The organism is Sphingobacterium sp. CZ-2 (genome assembly GCF_004526235.1).
Classification (GTDB): domain Bacteria; phylum Bacteroidota; class Bacteroidia; order Sphingobacteriales; family Sphingobacteriaceae; genus Sphingobacterium; species Sphingobacterium tenebrionis.
In genome coordinates, this window is record NZ_CP038159.1 from 2,346,012 (window position 1) to 2,362,590 (window position 16,579).

Consider the following 16,579-nt stretch of genomic DNA (forward strand, 5'->3'; position numbering starts at 1 on the left):
AAACTATGACACGATATATAATAATATTACTGATTACAATAATCACATTTTCAGGATGTGAAAAATATTTGGACGTTAAACCGGATAAATCGCTTGTCGTACCGACCACGGTTGCAGACCTTAGAGCATTATTGTATAACACATCGAGAATGAATAGCTGGTATCCCTCAATTCAGGATGGTGCTACGGATAATCAATTTGTACAAACAGAAAATTTGAATAGATTCACTTCATTAACAGCAAAAAACATCTATACATGGAATGATGATGTATTTAACGATGATGAAACCAACGAATGGTCGATGATGTATGCAGCAATCTACTCATGCAATTTGATTTTGGAGCAGTTGGAGAAAATTGAACCTGTTCCGGTAGAAAAAAACCAAATTGAGGGAGAGGCTTTGTTTTTCCGCTCCTTTGCATTTTACAATGTTGCCCAGCTTTGGGCAAAACCTTATGAGAAAAATACGGCACAAACAGACTTAGGTATTCCACTAAGGTTAAAATCTGATATTGGTGAGAAATCTATAAGGTCATCGGTTGAAGAAACTTATACTAAAATTACCAATGACTTGAACAGGGCTGTTATACTTTTATCCGTCAATAGCCCATATAAAACAACACCAACGAAGCAGGCTGTCTATGGACTGTTAGCCCGCATATACTTATCAATGGAAGACTATGATAAAGCACTATCTTACGCAGACACTTGTTTAAGCTATTCAGATGCTTTACTTGATTACAATACATTAACAATGGGGTCGGCAACCTCATTCCCGATACCTCGCTATAATGAAGAAATAATTTTTCATGCTAACGATTTTGGGCGTATGGTGATGAGCATTACCTATGGAAGAATTGATAGCAACCTATATAAGTCTTATGAATCGAACGATATTAGAAAAACAGCTTTCTTTAGAAACAGAGCGGGCTATTATTCCTTTAGGGGAAATTACGATGGCAATTCAGGAATGTGGTTTGCCGGAATTTCTACCAACGAAATCTATCTGATAAAAGCTGAATGTGAAGCAAGAGCAGGAAATATTACCACGGCTTTACAGACCGTAAACGAACTATTAAAAAATCGCTATAACAGCACATTTATTCCATTCAGTTCGGACAATGATGAAACTGTATTAAGGTTTATCTTGGATGAGCGAAGAAAGGAATTAATATGGCGGGGATTACGGTGGTCGGATTTAAGACGATTGAACAAGGACAGCCGTTTTTCAAAAACGATAACAAGAAATATTGATGGAAAGATTTATACATTAGAGCCAAACAGTCCAAAGTATGTCTTTCCCATACCCAATAGTGTGATACTTAACAACGGTATGCAACAAAACGAGCGGTAACAAGGTTCAGCATAATACCGCTAATAATTATTATTCTATCCTTGTATATATAGACGAAATAACTGTATTCATATCAGGGTGTTCAGTATCTCCAATGAGTGGTTTTGCCTTAATAGCACACAATATATCATTTCCCGTTATACACGGAGGTGCTGTACTACCATTTTCATTAACAAGTGCGAAATTTTCTGGGTTGGAGATGTTACCATCTCCCGTTTCATCTGTATAGGCAAACCATTTTTCTCCAGCAAGACTGGCGTTTTTCATTACCGAAAAGGACATTGTTACAGATGCAATGGTTACCGCTGCCAGTGCAAATAGGTTATTTTTTATTTTTTTCATCATTTTAAAATTTTGAGGTTGAAGAAATGGTCTTTTCCTTTGGATGATTAAATCTAATTAACGAAAGTATTCTCTAAATAGAGTGTGAACATGGGATAATCCTTGTTCACACTCTTTCAAATTATTTACTGAAAAAGCTATTGCAGCTTTCTTTCTCTGTCGTCAATAACAGTACCTAAATTGGGATGTTCTTCACCACCAATCATCACAGGTTGAGCCTTAACCGCACAGATTTCGTCACTTCCTTCAGGACACGTAGGCGGATTAGCGCCATCACTTGGCGTGAGTATATAATTTTCAGGATTGTTGGGATTTCCATCTCCGGTTTCATCAGTGTACTCAAACCATTTTTCTCCTGCAAAACTGGCGTTTTTCATCACGGTAAACGACATGGTTACAGCTGCAATGGCTATTGCTACTACAGCAAATAGGTTCATTTTTAATTTTTTCATCGCTTTAAAATTTTGATGTTAAAAAATACTTTTTTATATGTCTTTTGGCAGACGCGCCCTCGGTAGCTTCGCCTCCGGCGTTGCTACCTCGTAATTTATGCCATAAGTAAAGCCCCAAAATGCTTAGGGAAAGGAAAAAGAGATTAAAGAAAAAATGCTGTGTCCAGTTCATACCACTTATCACCGAACCACACCCGCATGGTAATTTTTCCCATGCACCCATAAGAGCCACAGCGATATATGCTGTAAAAGCGGTCATTAATACGGTAGATAGTATTAGACCTGCTTTGCGATACTTTTCCATTACCAATGCCAGCACTGTTATTAACTCCAATGCCGGGAGCGAGTATATTAGGATATATCCTATGCTATCTGAAAAAGGTTGGCGGAGAATGCCTCCTTTAAACGCTGTAAAGTCTGTTATTTTATCGATGCCTACGGGTATCCAAAGAAGCAGCAAAAGAATAATAACGACATTGAGTGTTATCCGTTTTCTTTTGATTTGGTTTTGATATGTAGCTGCTGTTTCCATTGTCTTTGTATCTTAATGATGGTTATCACCATCCTTTGATACAAAGTTCATCAAAGCCGTAAGCGTGTGAAAGACAAAATCGGTAAATATTGAGCAACTTTGTGTAAGAAATTTTCCGATTTTATCAATTTCGGGGAAATTCCGTTACCTGCGTTTCAGGTATTGCTCTAAAGCAGTACGAAATGGACGTTCATTGGTGTAGCCAACTTCCATATATACGTCTTTTATAGCTTTCCCTTGTTTTTCGATGAGGAACAAGGCGTGAGAAATGCGCAATTCGGTAATAAAATCCTGTACGCTTATGTGGTACTGGCGTTTGAAGATATTGAGCAAAGTACGTTCCGTAACGAAAAAGTATTCTGAAAGGAATTTTATGGTAAGCGCATTATCACAATAATGTTCCTGGATATAGGCTTTGATTTTATAAGCAAGGTCGGCTTTTTGGTCTTCTAACATTGTGTCGTAATGCTCCAGAAGGTAGCTGATATACTTGCGGAGATTGCCATCCAATGCCCCGATATTGGTCTGTGAATAACTGTATATTTTATACAGCCATCGGTGTATCTTCCTGTCCATCCTGCATTGGTACATGGTGTCGTAGGTGCGGTTATCGTGATTAAAACGATGCAGGACGTTTTGGATATTAGGGTAGTTATGGTACATGCTTTCTATCCATTCAGGCAAAATACTTACCACGAGACAGATATGCATGCCTTTTTGGGCATAGGCGAAATACCTGCCCGAATCGTAATAGGACATGAGGAAGCTGTTAGGCTGCGTTTTTATAATCGGCTTACGGCTTTCAGTCATATACAACAATGTGCCTTTGAGCATAAAATAAAGGTACAGTTGCCGCTCTTGAATGTCGAAAGGAATATAAACAGGGTTGCTTACATTAAGCTGCACTAAATCTATAAAAAAAGGACTGTTTTTAATTTGCTGGCTCAATAGTTCATAATACGGCAGCGTAAAGCCCTGCCTTTGGACAGCGAAAGGTAATGGGTATTTGCTCCACTCCGGGAGGTCGTTGGGATTGGCTATCCACCTTTTAAATTCGCTTTCTATTTTTAGGATATAAGGTATTTCCATAGGCGGTAATTTATTCTCCTATCGGATGCCTTAATAAATTCCGCCCTCTTACTTCAATTCCACTTTTACGGTAAGGGGTTCCTGTAATCAAACGGATGGAATTTGATATAGGCTATACAAATCTGAACCATTCAAATGAATAAAAAACCCAAGTTGGGTAGAACTTGGGTAAAATTTTTTTTCAAACAATTGAAGCAAGTGGGAAAGAAAGTGTACCGGGGCGTGCCACCGTCTGCATTTAACCACCGCACAGAGGACGACCCAAAAATGCAACCGGGTCGGGCTATCCGCTATATCTTTTGCGGATCTTAAAGGACCACAAAAGGATGTCGCTGCTATCCCTCACGCAATATGCCATTTAGTAAACTAATCATCTTACTTGCCTCTGCGCTCATTTTGGAAAAGGCAAACCATTTCCTACCCAAATCCTTTAGTGATGCGCCGATGTGGTATAGTTCCGTACCGTCAATAATGAGGAAACGGTCATGGGCATGGGCAAATGCGTGTACATTGATAGCCGGATATTGACTGTTGTAGCGTTGTAAATCGAGTTGTAATTGATTACTGATATTTTTGGTGTAAATAGTGGCAGATACGGATTGCCCACGCTTTCCGAGTAGCGTTAGCACCGTATCATCCACATAGTTGTCTATAAGGATAATTGACCTTTGTGCGCTCCGTATAATATCGGCGACAAAGGTATAGGCATCAAATATCTGCCCGTCATAGAAAATACCTTTATCACTGTGCAGCTTCCCGCTTTCCAAAGCCTTAAAGATTTCCTCAAATTTGCCGTCCGCTTCAATCTGTTTGAGTTCGATTTTATCCATCCGGGAGAACAATGCGGCATTTCCGATTAACAATCTGCGCATTTCCACAAAGGCATTCATAATCTCGATGCTGACCTTTACAGCTATCTCGCTGCGCAAAACGGCGGACAGCATGGCGACCCCTTGCTCGCCAAAAACATAGGGCAGGTAACGCCTGCCGCCGTAATTTAAACTTGAGGTTCCAATTTGGAACCTCAAGTTTTCAGCTTCTTCTTCTGTTAATTGAAAGCAGAATGATTGGGGAAACCGCTCTATGTTTCTTTTTACGGCTTTGTTAAGGTTTTTTGTTTCGACCTGGTACAACTTGGCAAGGTCGCTGTCCAACATAACCTGTTTGCCCCGTATTGTGTAGATAAGGTTTTCTATTTCCTTTCGGCTTATGATTGCGTTGCTGTTCATCTCTTTTTATATGTGCTGTTGTCAAATTCAAACGATGTTTCATAGGTATCTTTCAGTACGATACGGGCATCAAACTTTTTGCCTGCTTTGCTTTTCATCCCTTTGATAAGGCTGGTCGTTCCTTTGTTTACGAGGTTCTCCACTTCGTTAAGGCTCAACCGTACCCCGCAGATATTGCGGAACAAAAGCCAGTTGCACGCTTCATCGGGACATTTGACCACCTTATCCCTGATGAGCAGTTTATGGGCTTTGCACTTTTGGCAGGTCAGTTCGTGCTGCTTTTCGCCCGCAATGCTGATGCTCAACAGTTCCTGCGTAACGGCCGAGGCGTAGGCTTCCATGGATTGGTGAAAATCCATAGCATCTGCCTCGTTGTTTTCAATCTTCTGCAAAGCCATTTCCCATTCGGCGGTCATAGCTACATCGGCAATTCTTTTGTCCTTTACAGCATCATAAACCTGCAATCCTTTTTCGGTAGGAACAAGGGATTTCTTTTCACGCTTGATATAATCCCGCTTAAAAAGCGTTTCGATTATTGCCGCTCTTGTAGCGGGTGTTCCAATGCCAATGCCTTGCAAGGCTTTACGCTCATCTTCAATCGCTATTTCCTTTCCGGCATTTTCCATTGCCGACAATAGTCCGGCTTCGGTAAACAGCACAGGTGGTTTTGTTTTCTTTTCCAAACAGGAGGCTTCTTTGATTTTCAATTCACCGCCTTTTTTCAGTTCGGGCAAATCCTGTATCGGTTCGGTATCTTCGTCCGAAAATGTTCCTTTGATCGAACGCCAGCCCGCTTCCAAAACTTTACAGCCTTTTAGCATAAAATCGTAGTGTGATACTTCCAATGCTATATCCGTTATTTCTTTAATGCAAGGCTGAGAGATAGCTTCGAGCAGTCGAAAGGCAATCATATCATAAACCTTTGTTTCGTCGGCATTGAGTGCAGACGGCACTTTGTCCGTGATGAGTATTCCGTGGTGGTCTGTTACACGCAGGTCATTCACGACACGTTTATTGAAGCGACCCCATTTTAATTTAGAAATAGCTTGCTTAAAGTTATCATTGTCCTGTAACGCTCTTACAAGATTAGGTATCTCACTCCACATATCTTCGGGTATATATTTGCTTCCGGTACGTGGATAGGTAATAAATTTCTTTTCATAAAGGTTCTGGGCAATATTGAGTGTTTGCTCTGCCGACAGGTTCAGCTTTTTATTGGCTTCTTTTTGCAAGCCTGTGAGATCAAAAAGCAAGGGGGGTTGCTCCGTGGTGTTTTTGTTTTCCACAGATATGACCGTTGCGGTTCCGTGTCTTTGGACCAGTCGTAATGTATCTTCCGCAAGCTTTTGTTCGTTCCATTTGGTTTTTGAGATACTCTTAAAATCAATATCCTCTTTGCGGTGCAATAGCTGAATTTGCCAATACTTTTTAATAGCGAAATTTTTATTTTCCAGATAGCGTTTACAAATCAAAGCCAATGTAGGTGTTTGCACCCTGCCCAGCGAATAAATGCCGTTGCCAGCGGCTATACTCAATGCCTGTGTCGCATTGATGCCGATCAGCCAATCGGCACGGCTTCTGCCTTGTGCAGCCTGAAATAAGCCGTCAAATTCTTTACCGTCTTTCAGGCTGTCAAACCCTTGCTTGATTGCTTTTTCAGTAAGCGAGCTTATCCAAAGCCGCTGAAAGGGCTTACGGCATTTCAGATATTCATAAATGTACCGAAAGATAAGTTCACCCTCACGACCTGCATCGGTAGCTACGATAATACTGTTGCTTTTATGGAATAGCTCCTTGATGACTTTCAGTTGCTTTAATGCTCCAGTATCGACTGTATAACCTTTGTCTTTTTTGACCTTACGAACAGTCAAAATAAACGGATTCGGGAGTATCGGCAAGGAAGCCTTGTCAAATCCCGAAATCCCATAATCTTCGGGCATTCCCAAACCGATAAGGTGTCCGAATGCCCACGTAACGAAATAGCCATTGCCCGTTAGATAACCGTCCTTTTTTTCGGAAACACCCAACAAGCTGGCTATTTCCCTTGCTACGCTTGGTTTTTCTGCGATAATTGTTTTCATACCTAACTCACTTTCCTACCCTTTGATTTTGCAGGTGCTTTGGGTTTGTTCTGTTGCTCCTGTTGCTTTTCGTTTTTCGGTCTTTGCTGCCCTTTCTGTAGAGGCTCTTTGATATTCTTGGTCGCTTCGTTGGTCTTGCCCTCGGAATTGACGGCAATCTGCGTTTTATGGGCTTCTGTAGGTTTTATCCGTTCCTTGTATTGGTTGGGAAACTCAAAGTTGGTTTTTCCTGTTTCCTTGTTGAATGTGATATAGCCGTTATAAGTTTGCCCTTTCTTATCGACCAAATTCGGAATGTAAACTGTTTGACCGTCTTTGAACTTGTTGTATTGGTCATCCTCCAGTTCCTTTCCCCTAAAGGTTTTCGGGGCTTCCTGCGACCTGCTTTGCTGATTGTCCTGTTGGCTGTTTTGGGTTTGCCTGTTATTGTTGCTTCGGTCAAACAGAAATTCCACATACCGTTTATCCGCATTGAACTGTACGTTTGCATCAAAGGGAGTACCTTTTGTAGAAATCATTCCCTCAATGAACAGGGGTTTGCCCTCCACTAAGGTTTGTTTTTGTTCGTCATTTAGTTTTATACCTTTAACCTCATCGGGGATTTTGATGAAATCTGTTTTCAAAGCAATCAGCTCATTGGTAAGCCGGTCCACACTAATGATGGACGGCATCAATTCGCCTGTTTTGGAGTTTATCAGATCGACCACACGCCCCATATTGCCTGTTTGACGTAAGTTCTGTTTGTCCTCGTCTGAGAACTTGTGTCCGAAAAACTCAAAGTTTAAGTTGGGTTCACGCCTGATACCGTGTACCGCTGCCACAACGTCCCCCTCCGGGGTGGACTGTAAAGACAAGCGGGCATCTGTACGGACGACCGCACCGCCAAGATTAACGCTTATAGGTACAAGCTCATTGGTCTTGTAACCCCTCAATAGTGGGTCAAGGAGGTTCTTTTTCTCAAGGTATTCCTTGCTTAATCCGAGATTGTTCATTGTTTCCCAATCAATCTGTTCCGGCTGGAAGCGGTACTCGCTTGTTTCCGGGGTTGTCTCTGTTTTTGTCATATCATTTTTATTTTCTTGTTTTTGCTCTTGTTCGGGTTCATTTTTCACTTCATGCTTTTCCATTTTCTTTTTGCCTTCGGCAGTTGGATTGTTTATCTGATTCTGAAATTCTTTTGCTTTCTCTACGGCTTCGTCAGCCGAAACTTTGAAAAGAGCAAATTTGGTAGGGTCTTTTAACTGCCTCCAAAAATTGGAAAGGAAATTGGTCACGAAATCACCGTGTTTATCCACCCGCATGAACTCGCTTTGGTTCTTCTTCGTAGGGTCAACCGTTTCCATTTTTCCGCTTTTGTCAATACTTTTTACAGCTTGGATTTTCATTTTTTCTTTATCCAGCACTAAAAGTATATCCGATAACTGTTCGGAAGCAACCTGTTGGTTTTCTGTTTCTTTTTCTTCACTCATAATCTGAAAAGTTTAAAGTTTTATTGCCGAAAGTAAATGAAGCAGTTACTGCATCGCCCGAAGTGGCAGTCAAAGGCAGTATTTGGCACGCATTGGCGTTTTACTTGTTAAAACTCTCCCTGATAAACTGGTGCACATCGGATAGCTTGTAATACAGTTTTCCGCTAATGGTATAGTAAGGTAGTTTACCTATGGAGCGGTAGCGTTGCAGGGAACGGTTACTGATTTTCAACATTTGCAGCAGGTCCTGGTTATCGAGCAGTTCTTCTCCGTCTATGCTATTGCGTTTCTTTTTTAAATCGTCAATATTGTCGCCCAACATATCAAACCTGTCCATGATGCGTTCCATCCACGCTATAAATTCCATTCTGTCAATATTCATAGTCGATAAGTTTTAATGTTCACCATGCAAAATTGGGAAGCGTGGCAGTGTTTATCAGCCAAGCCCTGCCAATTGGTTTGGCTGTTTTTTGAAAATTTTTGCAATTGGGAGAAACCCTTGTTTGGTAGGGCTTAAAAAGAATTTCGAGTATTTAGGAGATGGTTTATACCATCATTTGCCAATTGACATACATTGGCTTATGGTATAAACAAAAAAGCAGTACACAACAATGCACTGCCCTGAACAAAAGACCTGCATTGGGTTAAAGGTCTTTATCCATATATTCTTCCAATGAAGTTTTAAGCTGGTCCAAGAATGCCGTTCGGGAACCGCTTCGGGTTTTCATTCTGTGGAATGCGTGGTGCAGGTCACCGAGCGTAATGCCAAAAAGTATCTGGAACATCAAACTGATTTTTCGGACACCGGTTTTACCGTGCGAAACTGCTGCCGAAGCATACAGGGCATATATCAATTCGACAAGTGCGTTTTTGCTTTCTGTCCAAAAAATATCTTTGGCGTTTTCCGGCTTTTGTAAAATAGCATCGGGATTTTCATCTGGATTGATTTTCGTCAGCAGATAGGTATAAAGCAATTCGTTGGCGATAATCCTTGCGGTCTTGTAATCGTAGAAAGTAGAAAATTCGGGATCAATTTCAAAGACGATACTGTTCAGACCGTCGTGGTAATTTATGTTGCCTCTTTTGAAATAGGTGTCGTCACGGTCCGTACGCCCCGAACGATAGTACCTATAAAAATCTGAATTGCAGATATGCTCAATGTACTCTCTTTTAAGATTGGCTAATTGAGTCGAAAAGTAACTGTAATACATTTTGCCGTTGCTGACCGGACAGGTCGTTTCAATCCGGTAAATTTTATTGTAGTAGATGAGTTTTCCAAGTATTTGGGGTTTGATGGTTCGGAAGAATTTTATTTCTTCCCCATCATTTTGAAAGCCCTTTTTAGCAATATATTTCTTGACCTCAAATAACAGGTCTTGTAGATACAAGGTCATTTCATAAGCCTCATCAATCAACCTTTTGCTCTGTGATAAAATCTTATCTTCCTTATTATGTATCTCTAAAATAATGGTGTGTAAAGAATGCTGCATAGCCCATAATTTTTGTGATCAATAGCGAATTTCAAAATTCAGTTTATCCCTAATTAATACACAAACATCATTATATTAAGTGATACCTTTACCCAAGTTCACCCCACCTGTGGGAAGATTTTTGTCATAAATCTCACCCAACTGTGGAGATTATTTTATAAATATTCAGTATGAAATGACTTTGAAAAGCCCCTTTAGTAAACGCAAATTTAACGGATATAAAGAGACTTTAAGTCTGATTGCTTTATTATATAACTTTGAACCTTGTTAATCTTTTTATTTGAAAAAATGAGCCAGAAAAATCGCTTTAGTGATTTTGAGGTTTAAATCAAAAATCACCAAATTGTATTGCTCAATCAAATTAAATGATTAAATTTGCAACATTGAATCACAAATTATATGTGAGTTAAACGGTGAGTAGTTCTTTTTAAAGAAAGTCAACATATTGACATATAGATATTTGAGTGTGCGCAGATTCGTCCTGCCACCCCGACAAAAGCCACTGATATTCAGTGGCTTTTTCTATTTTCGGACATATTTCGGACAAAAATCACTTATTTTTCAACTTAATATTAAGATAGGTAAGTCTAGATTAGGGTAGTCTCATATAGTGTTTATCTTAGAAATTATAAAAAATCTAGTGGGCTTGGGGTCTTTTTCTTATCAATATCTGTGATATGTGTGTAGATCATGGTAGTCTTGATATTCTCATGACCTAGTAATTCCTGAACAATTCGAATATCAATACCGGACTGAATTAAATGTGTAGCATACGAATGTCGTAAAGTATGGACTGTACCTTCGGTTTTGATTTTAGCCATTGATAATGATTTTTTTAAAATAAGCTGAACACTTCTTTCACTATATCGATTTCCTCTTTCTCCTTCAAAAAGATAGTCGCTAGGTTTATAAATTAGATAATATTCGCGTAAAATATCTAGCAACTTATCAGGTAATGAAACAATTCGGTCTTTGTTTCCTTTGCTTTGGTTGATACGTATCATCTTATCAGATGATCGGATATCTTTTATTTTGAGGTTTAGTAACTCACTAAGGCGTAGTCCGCAGCTATATATAGTTGTTAATATGGCCTTATGTTTAATGTTTTCCGTATTATCTAATAGTATTCTGATCTCTTCTTTGGAAAAGAATTTTGGCAGTTTGTTTAAATGTCTTTTAGGGTATAAGTAATCAAGTTTAATTTTTTCATTCAGTATCAATTCATAAATTTTCTTAATAGCTCCAACTAAACCTTTTTGATAGGAAATACTGATTTTTTCTTTTTGAACTTTTTCATTTATAAAGGATTCTATAATAGTAATTGGTATAGATTCTAAAGAGGGATAATTATCAACATATTTGAGAAATAAACGGGCATAATCTTTATATGCTTTAACTGTATTGTTAGCATATCTTTGCGTAGTCAGCTTTTTTTCAAATGTTTTCAGTATAGTTTCGTTATCCATATAGAGATAACGATTTATTCATATCAATTGTTTCGCTTTACGGTATTTAATGTTGTGTCAATGTGTTAAAATATAGTCTGTTATATCGTCTTTGGGTCTGTAAGGCGAAGTGCGTCTATAGAGGCGGATTGGCGAAATTTTTGTATATTAGCTTCGCTAAAGAATATGTTAACTGCAATATTAAAAAAACTTACGGATAAAAATGTTTGATAAAGTATTTATAAGCTATGCTAAAGAAGATTATGTATTTGCTGAAAAATTATATGATTTTTTAGCAGAGAATAATTTTAAACCTTGGCTAGATAAAAAAAATTTACTTCCTGGTCAAGAATGGGATTTTGAAATTAAAAAAGGTTTACGAGATGCCAATTACGTAATTTTATTATTATCAGACAACTCTGTACAAAAAAGAGGTTATGTACAAAGAGAGTTTAAAATTGCATTAAAGTATTATGAAGAAAAATTGGAAGATGATATTTATTTAATACCAATTAAAATAAACAAATGTGATGTTCCTGACCTATTGTAACCCTCCCGAAAATTCGGACTGTCTGAAACGCGAAAATTCGTAACTTAGAACAGTACAATGAAAAAGACAAGAATCAGCGAGAGCCAGATTGTTTCTGCGATCAAGCAACATGAATCGGGTAAAAGCACTTCGGACATCTGCAGGGAGTTGGGTGTCCACCAAGCAACCTTTTACACTTGGAAGAAGAAGTATTCCGGGATGGACAGCCAAGAGCTGCGCCGTATGAAGGAACTGGAGGAAGAGAACCGCCGTCTCAAGCAGATGTATGCGGACCTCGCCCTGGACCACAAGATCCTCAAGGACGTACTATCAAAAAAGTTCTAAGGCCCTGCCAGCGCAAGGATATGGCTGCTTATGTTATTTCTATGCACCAGATCAGCATCAGCAGGGCCTGCAAGGTTGTCAACCTGCCGAAGTCGATGTATTATTACAGGAACAGGAAGGACGACAGCGAAACGATAGCGAAGCTCCGAGAGCTGGCCGATCGGTATCCAACCGAAGGACAGGACCTTTACTATTCACGTATTCGACATGAGGGACTGAAGTGGAACTACAAACGAATCCGCAGGGTGTATCAACTCTTGGGGATGAACCGTCGCAGAAAGACCAGGAGACGACTTCCAGCCCGGGTAAAGCAACCGTTATCGATTCCAGAAAGGCCGCTTAAAACATGGTCTCTGGACTTTATGAGCGACGTACTGACCAATAAGCGCAAGTTCAGGACCCTGAACATCATTGATGACTTTAACAGGCGGGCCATCGCTATTGAAGTTGCGCACAGTATGCCAGCAAACAACGTAACCTATCTATTGGATCGCATCATAAAAGAGCAGGGAAAACCTTCACGTTTCCGTACGGATAACGGCCCTGAATTTATCAGTAGGGAATTTCGAGATTGGTGTGCTGGCAAAGAAATAGAGATACAGTACATTCAACCAGGCAGGCCGATGCAAAACGGTTACATTGAACGTTTCAACCGCACATTTCGGGAAAGTATCCTGGATGCCTACCTCTTTGAAGATACACAGCAAGTACAGATACTTGCAGAAGAATGGATTCAGGATTACAACTACAAAAGACCACATGAGTCATTGGGAGGAAAGACACCAATGGAATACGATGCCCTGCCGGCGGCATGTTATCAATAGGTCAACTTTAAAAAAGATTGACCTATTGATAACAACTATTTTTAAATTTGAAAACTCGCCTGGATGCCAGTCCGAAAATAGGGAGGGTTACACTATTATCTAGTTTCCAATGGATTGAATTTGAAAACAATTCTTTTGATTCTATTCTTCAAGCACTTACTATTCAACAAAATAAGTATTTAGATTACCAACAAAAACAAGTTAATAAACATCGTACGTTCGAAACGAAAGAGGTTTCAGATGAATTTTTATATAAAAAAAAAGTCTAAGTATAAATATTGAGAGTAGTTACTTTCAATTTGTTGATAATGAAAACCAATCACTTAGTGAAATAAATAAATTAGTTGCAGGCAAAGCTTCAGAAGGAATCTTACTTGGTCGTTCCTTTATTTTTGATAATGATATTAGCCATTTTTTAGAAAGTGACGAAGGCGGTGAAATGTATAATTGGTATTATTCTAATCATTTTTCAATTCATTTTCTAAATACATCAATATTAAGTTTTATTGAAAATGTATATTCATATACTGGTGGAGCACACGGTAATGCAGGTGTAATTGGTCATAATTATTTTTTATCACCTTCATATCAACTAAACATTGAAAACTTGTTTGAATTTGATGATACCGAAATTGTATTGCAATTTATATCAGATTTTTGTTATGAAGAATTGAGAAAAATTTACAATGAAGGTTTAGAAATTTCCGAAGAAGAAATTAAACTGCAAGATAAATCTATATTTTGGGAAGGTAGTTTAGACTTAAAATGGGAAAATTTTAATAATGTTATTATGTCGCGCGATAGCTTAAGTATTATATTCAATCAATATCAAGTATCTTCTTACGCATTTGGTATTCAAATAATAGATATTCCTTTAAATAACCTTTTAAAGTTGAAAATTAATACCTCAAAATTGGAACGATTAATTGAAATAATGAAATAAATACTGCAGTTAATAACTAAGCTTTCGTCTTGCCCGTAGGGCTCGAGATGAAAGCCCGTTGAACGGAACCGGTTACTGGATACCTATCTTTATGGAGTTTTCATTTTTAGGTTAGAAGATATTTAAGCAGGTGGAGGCCTGCTTTTTTGTTTTTTATGGTTTTAACTATTAGTAATCAGTTCATTATACTGATTACCATCACTTCTGAACACAAGTTCCCTTACCCATAAAAGCTAATTTACAGGGACAAGTTTATGGTCAAGAAGGTAATCTTTTGGTGGACCTCTCTTTCCAAAAATCAATATCGTAACCAAGTTTCCTTCATGACAACAGCGACATTTAAGATTTTGCATTTTGGCTGCTTTTTCGGGTCTAGTAATTTTTAACGTATCTTGTAATTGCTGAAGCTTACCTCGTTTCCAGCGGCTACTTAAAATACCGTAATGACGAATACGAACAAATCTGCGCGGCAAAATGTGCAAGCTAAATCGTCGGGCAAATTCTTCATGTTTCAACTTCAGTTCCTTGGTTTTACTTCCATCTTTATAGTCTTTGTAGTTAATCGTAACTTCTTGATGGCTTACGCTTTTTATCCGATGATTACTGATAGCTACCTTATGTGTATACCGTCCTAAGTATTCTATCACTTGCTTGGGGCCACCAAATGGTCGTTTAGCATACACTACCCAATTCTTTTCAAACAAACTCTGGTTAATAGCAGAGTTGGTGAGTTTCTCTTTACGCAATAACGCCACATATTTAGCCCGAAAGACTTTACTCAATGCTAGCACTGAAAACATATATTTATCAGCTTTAATTTTACCTCTCCACTTCCCATTTTCATCGATACCTCCACCTGGAACAATACAGTGCAAATGCGGATGTAAACTCAGATTTTGTCCCCAAGTGTGCAGAATGGAAATCATACCCGATTGTAATCCTTTGGTTTTACCAAACTGTGATAAGGTAGACCAAGTGGTTTCAAACAACAGGCGGTAAATGATATGCGGATGTGAGATGGCCAAACCATTAAGCGTATCGGGCAAAGTGAAAACCAAATGATAGTACGAACAAGGCAATAAATCTTGCTCTCGAGCTTGAATCCATTCTTCACGTTTATGACCTTGACATTTCGGACAATGACGATTTCGACAACTGTTGTAACTAATACTTATGTTCCCACAAGAATCACATGCATCAACATGACCTCCCAAAGCGGCTGTTCTACATAATGTTAAAGCTCTTAGTGTTTTCTCTTGGTGAACCGTAAAGTTTTGATGGGATAAATCTACTTTTCCTAGCACATCGGCTACTTCCCAGTGCGGCTGCATAAAGAAAAAACGATATCAAGAGGACTATGGACTTTTTGTTGGGCTAACTGACAAACATGAAGGTATTCCATCGTACTCTCCACCCGTTCATGCCCCAGAAGCTTTTGAACTTGTAGAATATTCACACCATCTTCTAACAAATGCGTAGCATAGCTGTGCCGTAGCGTATGGGTATGTACCTCCTTGAGGATGCCGGCCTTTTTACAAACGGTTTTGACAACCCATTGAACGCCACGCTGGCTATAACGCGAATCAAAACCTTTGCCTTCTTTGCTATTGCCTGTGAATAAAAAGGTAGTAGGATGTTCTGCTGAAATATAACTTTTTAACCCTCTAATAAGGTGCTCAGAAAGTGGAACATAGCGGTCTTTTTTGCCTTTACTTTGAACAATATGAAGGAGCTTACGATCAAAATCAAGATGTTTTAAGGCTAGATTACGTACTTCCATACAACGCAGACCACAGCCATAAATTAATCCAATCAATAAACGATGTTTAAGTAAATCCGCTTGTTGAAGCATACGCCAAATCTCTTCCCGACTCAAGATAACAGGAAGCTTTTTCTCTTTGGAAATAGACGGGAGATGAAGATGGTCGTACGGAAGATTTTCGGTTTTTAATAGAAATCGAAGACCATAGACAGTGTGCTTAAAATACGTTTGAGATGGACTTTTGCTTCTTTGCTGCAAGTGATAAAGGTAGTCTTGAACTTGTTCAGCATCTATCTCAGTGGGAAGACATCCAAAATGTAATGCCATCGCAGCCACATGACGGCTATAGCATTCGAAGGTACGTTTACTACGGCCTAAGACTGAAATATTACGCTCAAATCGTTGCAACAGTGATTCGAATCCTGTAACTTCACGACAGGCGCGATGGAGAAATTTATTGTACCGTAAATCCTCCGGTTCTTTTTTTTGTTACCATAATAGTATATTTAATTCACCTATAAAGCTATGATTTATAGACGATAGAAAGGCTACCGGAGGTTTAGTTCAACATCGGCTTGGCAAAATGCGGGATTAAGTGCAAAATTGAACTTCTCGCCTTTTCATCCGCCAAAAGCTGTTTGCTTTTGTTTTTTTATTAAATTTACCAAAAGGCTCACAGCTTTGGCTACGTA

General features: G+C 38.9%; 18 protein-coding genes. 6 read left to right on the forward strand and 12 right to left on the reverse strand.

Annotation, left to right across the window (positions count from 1 at the left end; genetic code table 11):
- The first annotated feature begins 5 nt into the window (after positions 1-5).
- Positions 6-1,355, forward strand: a complete 1,350-nt coding sequence (locus tag E3D81_RS10435) for a RagB/SusD family nutrient uptake outer membrane protein (RefSeq protein ID WP_094280395.1) — start codon at positions 6-8, stop codon at positions 1,353-1,355.
- 30 nt (positions 1,356-1,385) lie between these two features.
- On the opposite strand, the gene E3D81_RS10440 is transcribed toward E3D81_RS10435, so the two are convergent.
- The 10 genes from E3D81_RS10440 to E3D81_RS10485 all read right to left on the reverse strand — a co-directional run bounded on the left by E3D81_RS10440 (position 1,386) and on the right by E3D81_RS10485 (position 11,505).
- A complete protein-coding gene (locus E3D81_RS10440; protein ID WP_002993282.1) occupies positions 1,386-1,700 on the reverse strand; it encodes a hypothetical protein in 315 nt (104 codons plus the stop codon).
- A 134-nt stretch (positions 1,701-1,834) separates the two neighbouring features.
- Positions 1,835-2,149: a hypothetical protein gene (locus E3D81_RS10445; RefSeq protein WP_003010122.1), complete on the reverse strand. Its 315-nt coding sequence runs from the start codon at positions 2,147-2,149 to the stop codon at positions 1,835-1,837.
- 4 nt (positions 2,150-2,153) lie between these two features.
- Positions 2,154-2,681, reverse strand: a complete 528-nt coding sequence (locus E3D81_RS10450; RefSeq protein ID WP_002993285.1) for a MauE/DoxX family redox-associated membrane protein — start codon at positions 2,679-2,681, stop codon at positions 2,154-2,156.
- Between the two features lie 144 nt (positions 2,682-2,825).
- Positions 2,826-3,770 carry an AraC family transcriptional regulator gene (locus E3D81_RS10455; protein WP_099372376.1) on the reverse strand — a complete coding sequence of 315 codons (945 nt, stop codon included), beginning with the start codon at positions 3,768-3,770 and terminating at the stop codon, positions 2,826-2,828.
- A gap of 335 nt (positions 3,771-4,105) precedes the next feature.
- Positions 4,106-4,999 carry an ORF6N domain-containing protein gene (locus tag E3D81_RS10460; RefSeq protein WP_002993291.1) on the reverse strand — a complete coding sequence of 298 codons (894 nt, stop codon included), beginning with the start codon at positions 4,997-4,999 and terminating at the stop codon, positions 4,106-4,108.
- Positions 4,996-7,080: a type IA DNA topoisomerase gene (locus E3D81_RS10465; RefSeq protein ID WP_134777331.1), complete on the reverse strand. Its 2,085-nt coding sequence runs from the start codon at positions 7,078-7,080 to the stop codon at positions 4,996-4,998. Before E3D81_RS10465 ends, E3D81_RS10460 begins: the two co-directional genes overlap by 4 nt.
- Positions 7,081-7,082: 2 nt before the next feature.
- Positions 7,083-8,549: a DUF3945 domain-containing protein gene (locus tag E3D81_RS10470; protein ID WP_099372377.1), complete on the reverse strand. Its 1,467-nt coding sequence runs from the start codon at positions 8,547-8,549 to the stop codon at positions 7,083-7,085.
- A 100-nt stretch (positions 8,550-8,649) separates the two neighbouring features.
- Positions 8,650-8,931, reverse strand: coding sequence for a helix-turn-helix domain-containing protein (locus tag E3D81_RS10475; RefSeq protein ID WP_002993296.1), 282 nt, complete (start codon positions 8,929-8,931; stop codon positions 8,650-8,652).
- Positions 8,932-9,193: 262 nt separating this feature from the next.
- Positions 9,194-10,039, reverse strand: a complete 846-nt coding sequence (locus tag E3D81_RS10480; RefSeq protein ID WP_002993297.1) for an RteC domain-containing protein — start codon at positions 10,037-10,039, stop codon at positions 9,194-9,196.
- A gap of 626 nt (positions 10,040-10,665) precedes the next feature.
- The gene (locus tag E3D81_RS10485; RefSeq protein ID WP_134777332.1) at positions 10,666-11,505 is read right to left on the reverse strand and encodes a tyrosine-type recombinase/integrase; all 840 of its coding nucleotides are present in this window, start codon (positions 11,503-11,505) and stop codon (positions 10,666-10,668) included.
- Between the two features lie 202 nt (positions 11,506-11,707).
- Here E3D81_RS10485 and E3D81_RS10490 point away from each other — a divergent pair, with 202 nt between their 5' ends.
- From E3D81_RS10490 to E3D81_RS10500, 5 genes are all read left to right on the forward strand, one after another.
- Positions 11,708-12,034, forward strand: coding sequence for a toll/interleukin-1 receptor domain-containing protein (locus E3D81_RS10490; RefSeq protein ID WP_134777333.1), 327 nt, complete (start codon positions 11,708-11,710; stop codon positions 12,032-12,034).
- 57 nt (positions 12,035-12,091) lie between these two features.
- Positions 12,092-12,358: a transposase gene (locus tag E3D81_RS17390; protein ID WP_185218669.1), complete on the forward strand. Its 267-nt coding sequence runs from the start codon at positions 12,092-12,094 to the stop codon at positions 12,356-12,358.
- Between the two features lie 20 nt (positions 12,359-12,378).
- Positions 12,379-13,182 carry an IS3 family transposase gene (locus E3D81_RS10495; protein ID WP_209023051.1) on the forward strand — a complete coding sequence of 268 codons (804 nt, stop codon included), beginning with the start codon at positions 12,379-12,381 and terminating at the stop codon, positions 13,180-13,182.
- A gap of 47 nt (positions 13,183-13,229) precedes the next feature.
- Positions 13,230-13,451 carry a hypothetical protein gene (locus E3D81_RS17225; RefSeq protein ID WP_167554274.1) on the forward strand — a complete coding sequence of 74 codons (222 nt, stop codon included), beginning with the start codon at positions 13,230-13,232 and terminating at the stop codon, positions 13,449-13,451.
- A gap of 170 nt (positions 13,452-13,621) precedes the next feature.
- On the forward strand, positions 13,622-14,125 hold the full coding sequence (locus tag E3D81_RS10500) for a DUF3298 and DUF4163 domain-containing protein (RefSeq protein ID WP_134778430.1): 504 nt from the start codon (positions 13,622-13,624) through the stop codon (positions 14,123-14,125).
- 233 nt (positions 14,126-14,358) lie between these two features.
- Here E3D81_RS10500 and E3D81_RS10505 read toward each other — a convergent pair whose 3' ends face one another.
- Together E3D81_RS10505 and E3D81_RS10510 are read right to left on the reverse strand one after the other, a co-directional pair.
- On the reverse strand, positions 14,359-15,456 hold the full coding sequence (locus tag E3D81_RS10505; RefSeq protein WP_134777323.1) for an IS91 family transposase: 1,098 nt from the start codon (positions 15,454-15,456) through the stop codon (positions 14,359-14,361).
- Complete coding sequence (locus E3D81_RS10510) at positions 15,435-16,295, reverse strand: tyrosine-type recombinase/integrase (RefSeq protein WP_207895682.1); 861 nt, start codon at positions 16,293-16,295, stop codon at positions 15,435-15,437. Before E3D81_RS10510 ends, E3D81_RS10505 begins: the two co-directional genes overlap by 22 nt.
- Between the last annotated feature and the right edge of the window lie 284 nt (positions 16,296-16,579).

Bases quoted from the DNA above. Each gene is read 5' to 3' on its own strand.
- E3D81_RS10435 (WP_094280395.1), top strand. From the start codon at position 6: ATGACACGATATATAATAATATTACTGATTACAATAATCACATTTTCA.
- E3D81_RS10440 (WP_002993282.1), bottom strand. From the start codon at position 1,700: ATGATGAAAAAAATAAAAAATAACCTATTTGCACTGGCAGCGGTAACC.
- E3D81_RS10445 (WP_003010122.1), bottom strand. From the start codon at position 2,149: ATGAAAAAATTAAAAATGAACCTATTTGCTGTAGTAGCAATAGCCATT.
- E3D81_RS10450 (WP_002993285.1), bottom strand. From the start codon at position 2,681: ATGGAAACAGCAGCTACATATCAAAACCAAATCAAAAGAAAACGGATA.
- E3D81_RS10455 (WP_099372376.1), bottom strand. From the start codon at position 3,770: ATGGAAATACCTTATATCCTAAAAATAGAAAGCGAATTTAAAAGGTGG.
- E3D81_RS10460 (WP_002993291.1), bottom strand. From the start codon at position 4,999: ATGAACAGCAACGCAATCATAAGCCGAAAGGAAATAGAAAACCTTATC.
- E3D81_RS10465 (WP_134777331.1), bottom strand. From the start codon at position 7,080: ATGAAAACAATTATCGCAGAAAAACCAAGCGTAGCAAGGGAAATAGCC.
- E3D81_RS10470 (WP_099372377.1), bottom strand. From the start codon at position 8,549: ATGAGTGAAGAAAAAGAAACAGAAAACCAACAGGTTGCTTCCGAACAG.
- E3D81_RS10475 (WP_002993296.1), bottom strand. From the start codon at position 8,931: ATGAATATTGACAGAATGGAATTTATAGCGTGGATGGAACGCATCATG.
- E3D81_RS10480 (WP_002993297.1), bottom strand. From the start codon at position 10,039: ATGCAGCATTCTTTACACACCATTATTTTAGAGATACATAATAAGGAA.
- E3D81_RS10485 (WP_134777332.1), bottom strand. From the start codon at position 11,505: ATGGATAACGAAACTATACTGAAAACATTTGAAAAAAAGCTGACTACG.
- E3D81_RS10490 (WP_134777333.1), top strand. From the start codon at position 11,708: ATGTTTGATAAAGTATTTATAAGCTATGCTAAAGAAGATTATGTATTT.
- E3D81_RS17390 (WP_185218669.1), top strand. From the start codon at position 12,092: ATGAAAAAGACAAGAATCAGCGAGAGCCAGATTGTTTCTGCGATCAAG.
- E3D81_RS10495 (WP_209023051.1), top strand. From the start codon at position 12,379: ATGGCTGCTTATGTTATTTCTATGCACCAGATCAGCATCAGCAGGGCC.
- E3D81_RS10500 (WP_134778430.1), top strand. From the start codon at position 13,622: ATGTATAATTGGTATTATTCTAATCATTTTTCAATTCATTTTCTAAAT.
- E3D81_RS10505 (WP_134777323.1), bottom strand. From the start codon at position 15,456: ATGCAGCCGCACTGGGAAGTAGCCGATGTGCTAGGAAAAGTAGATTTA.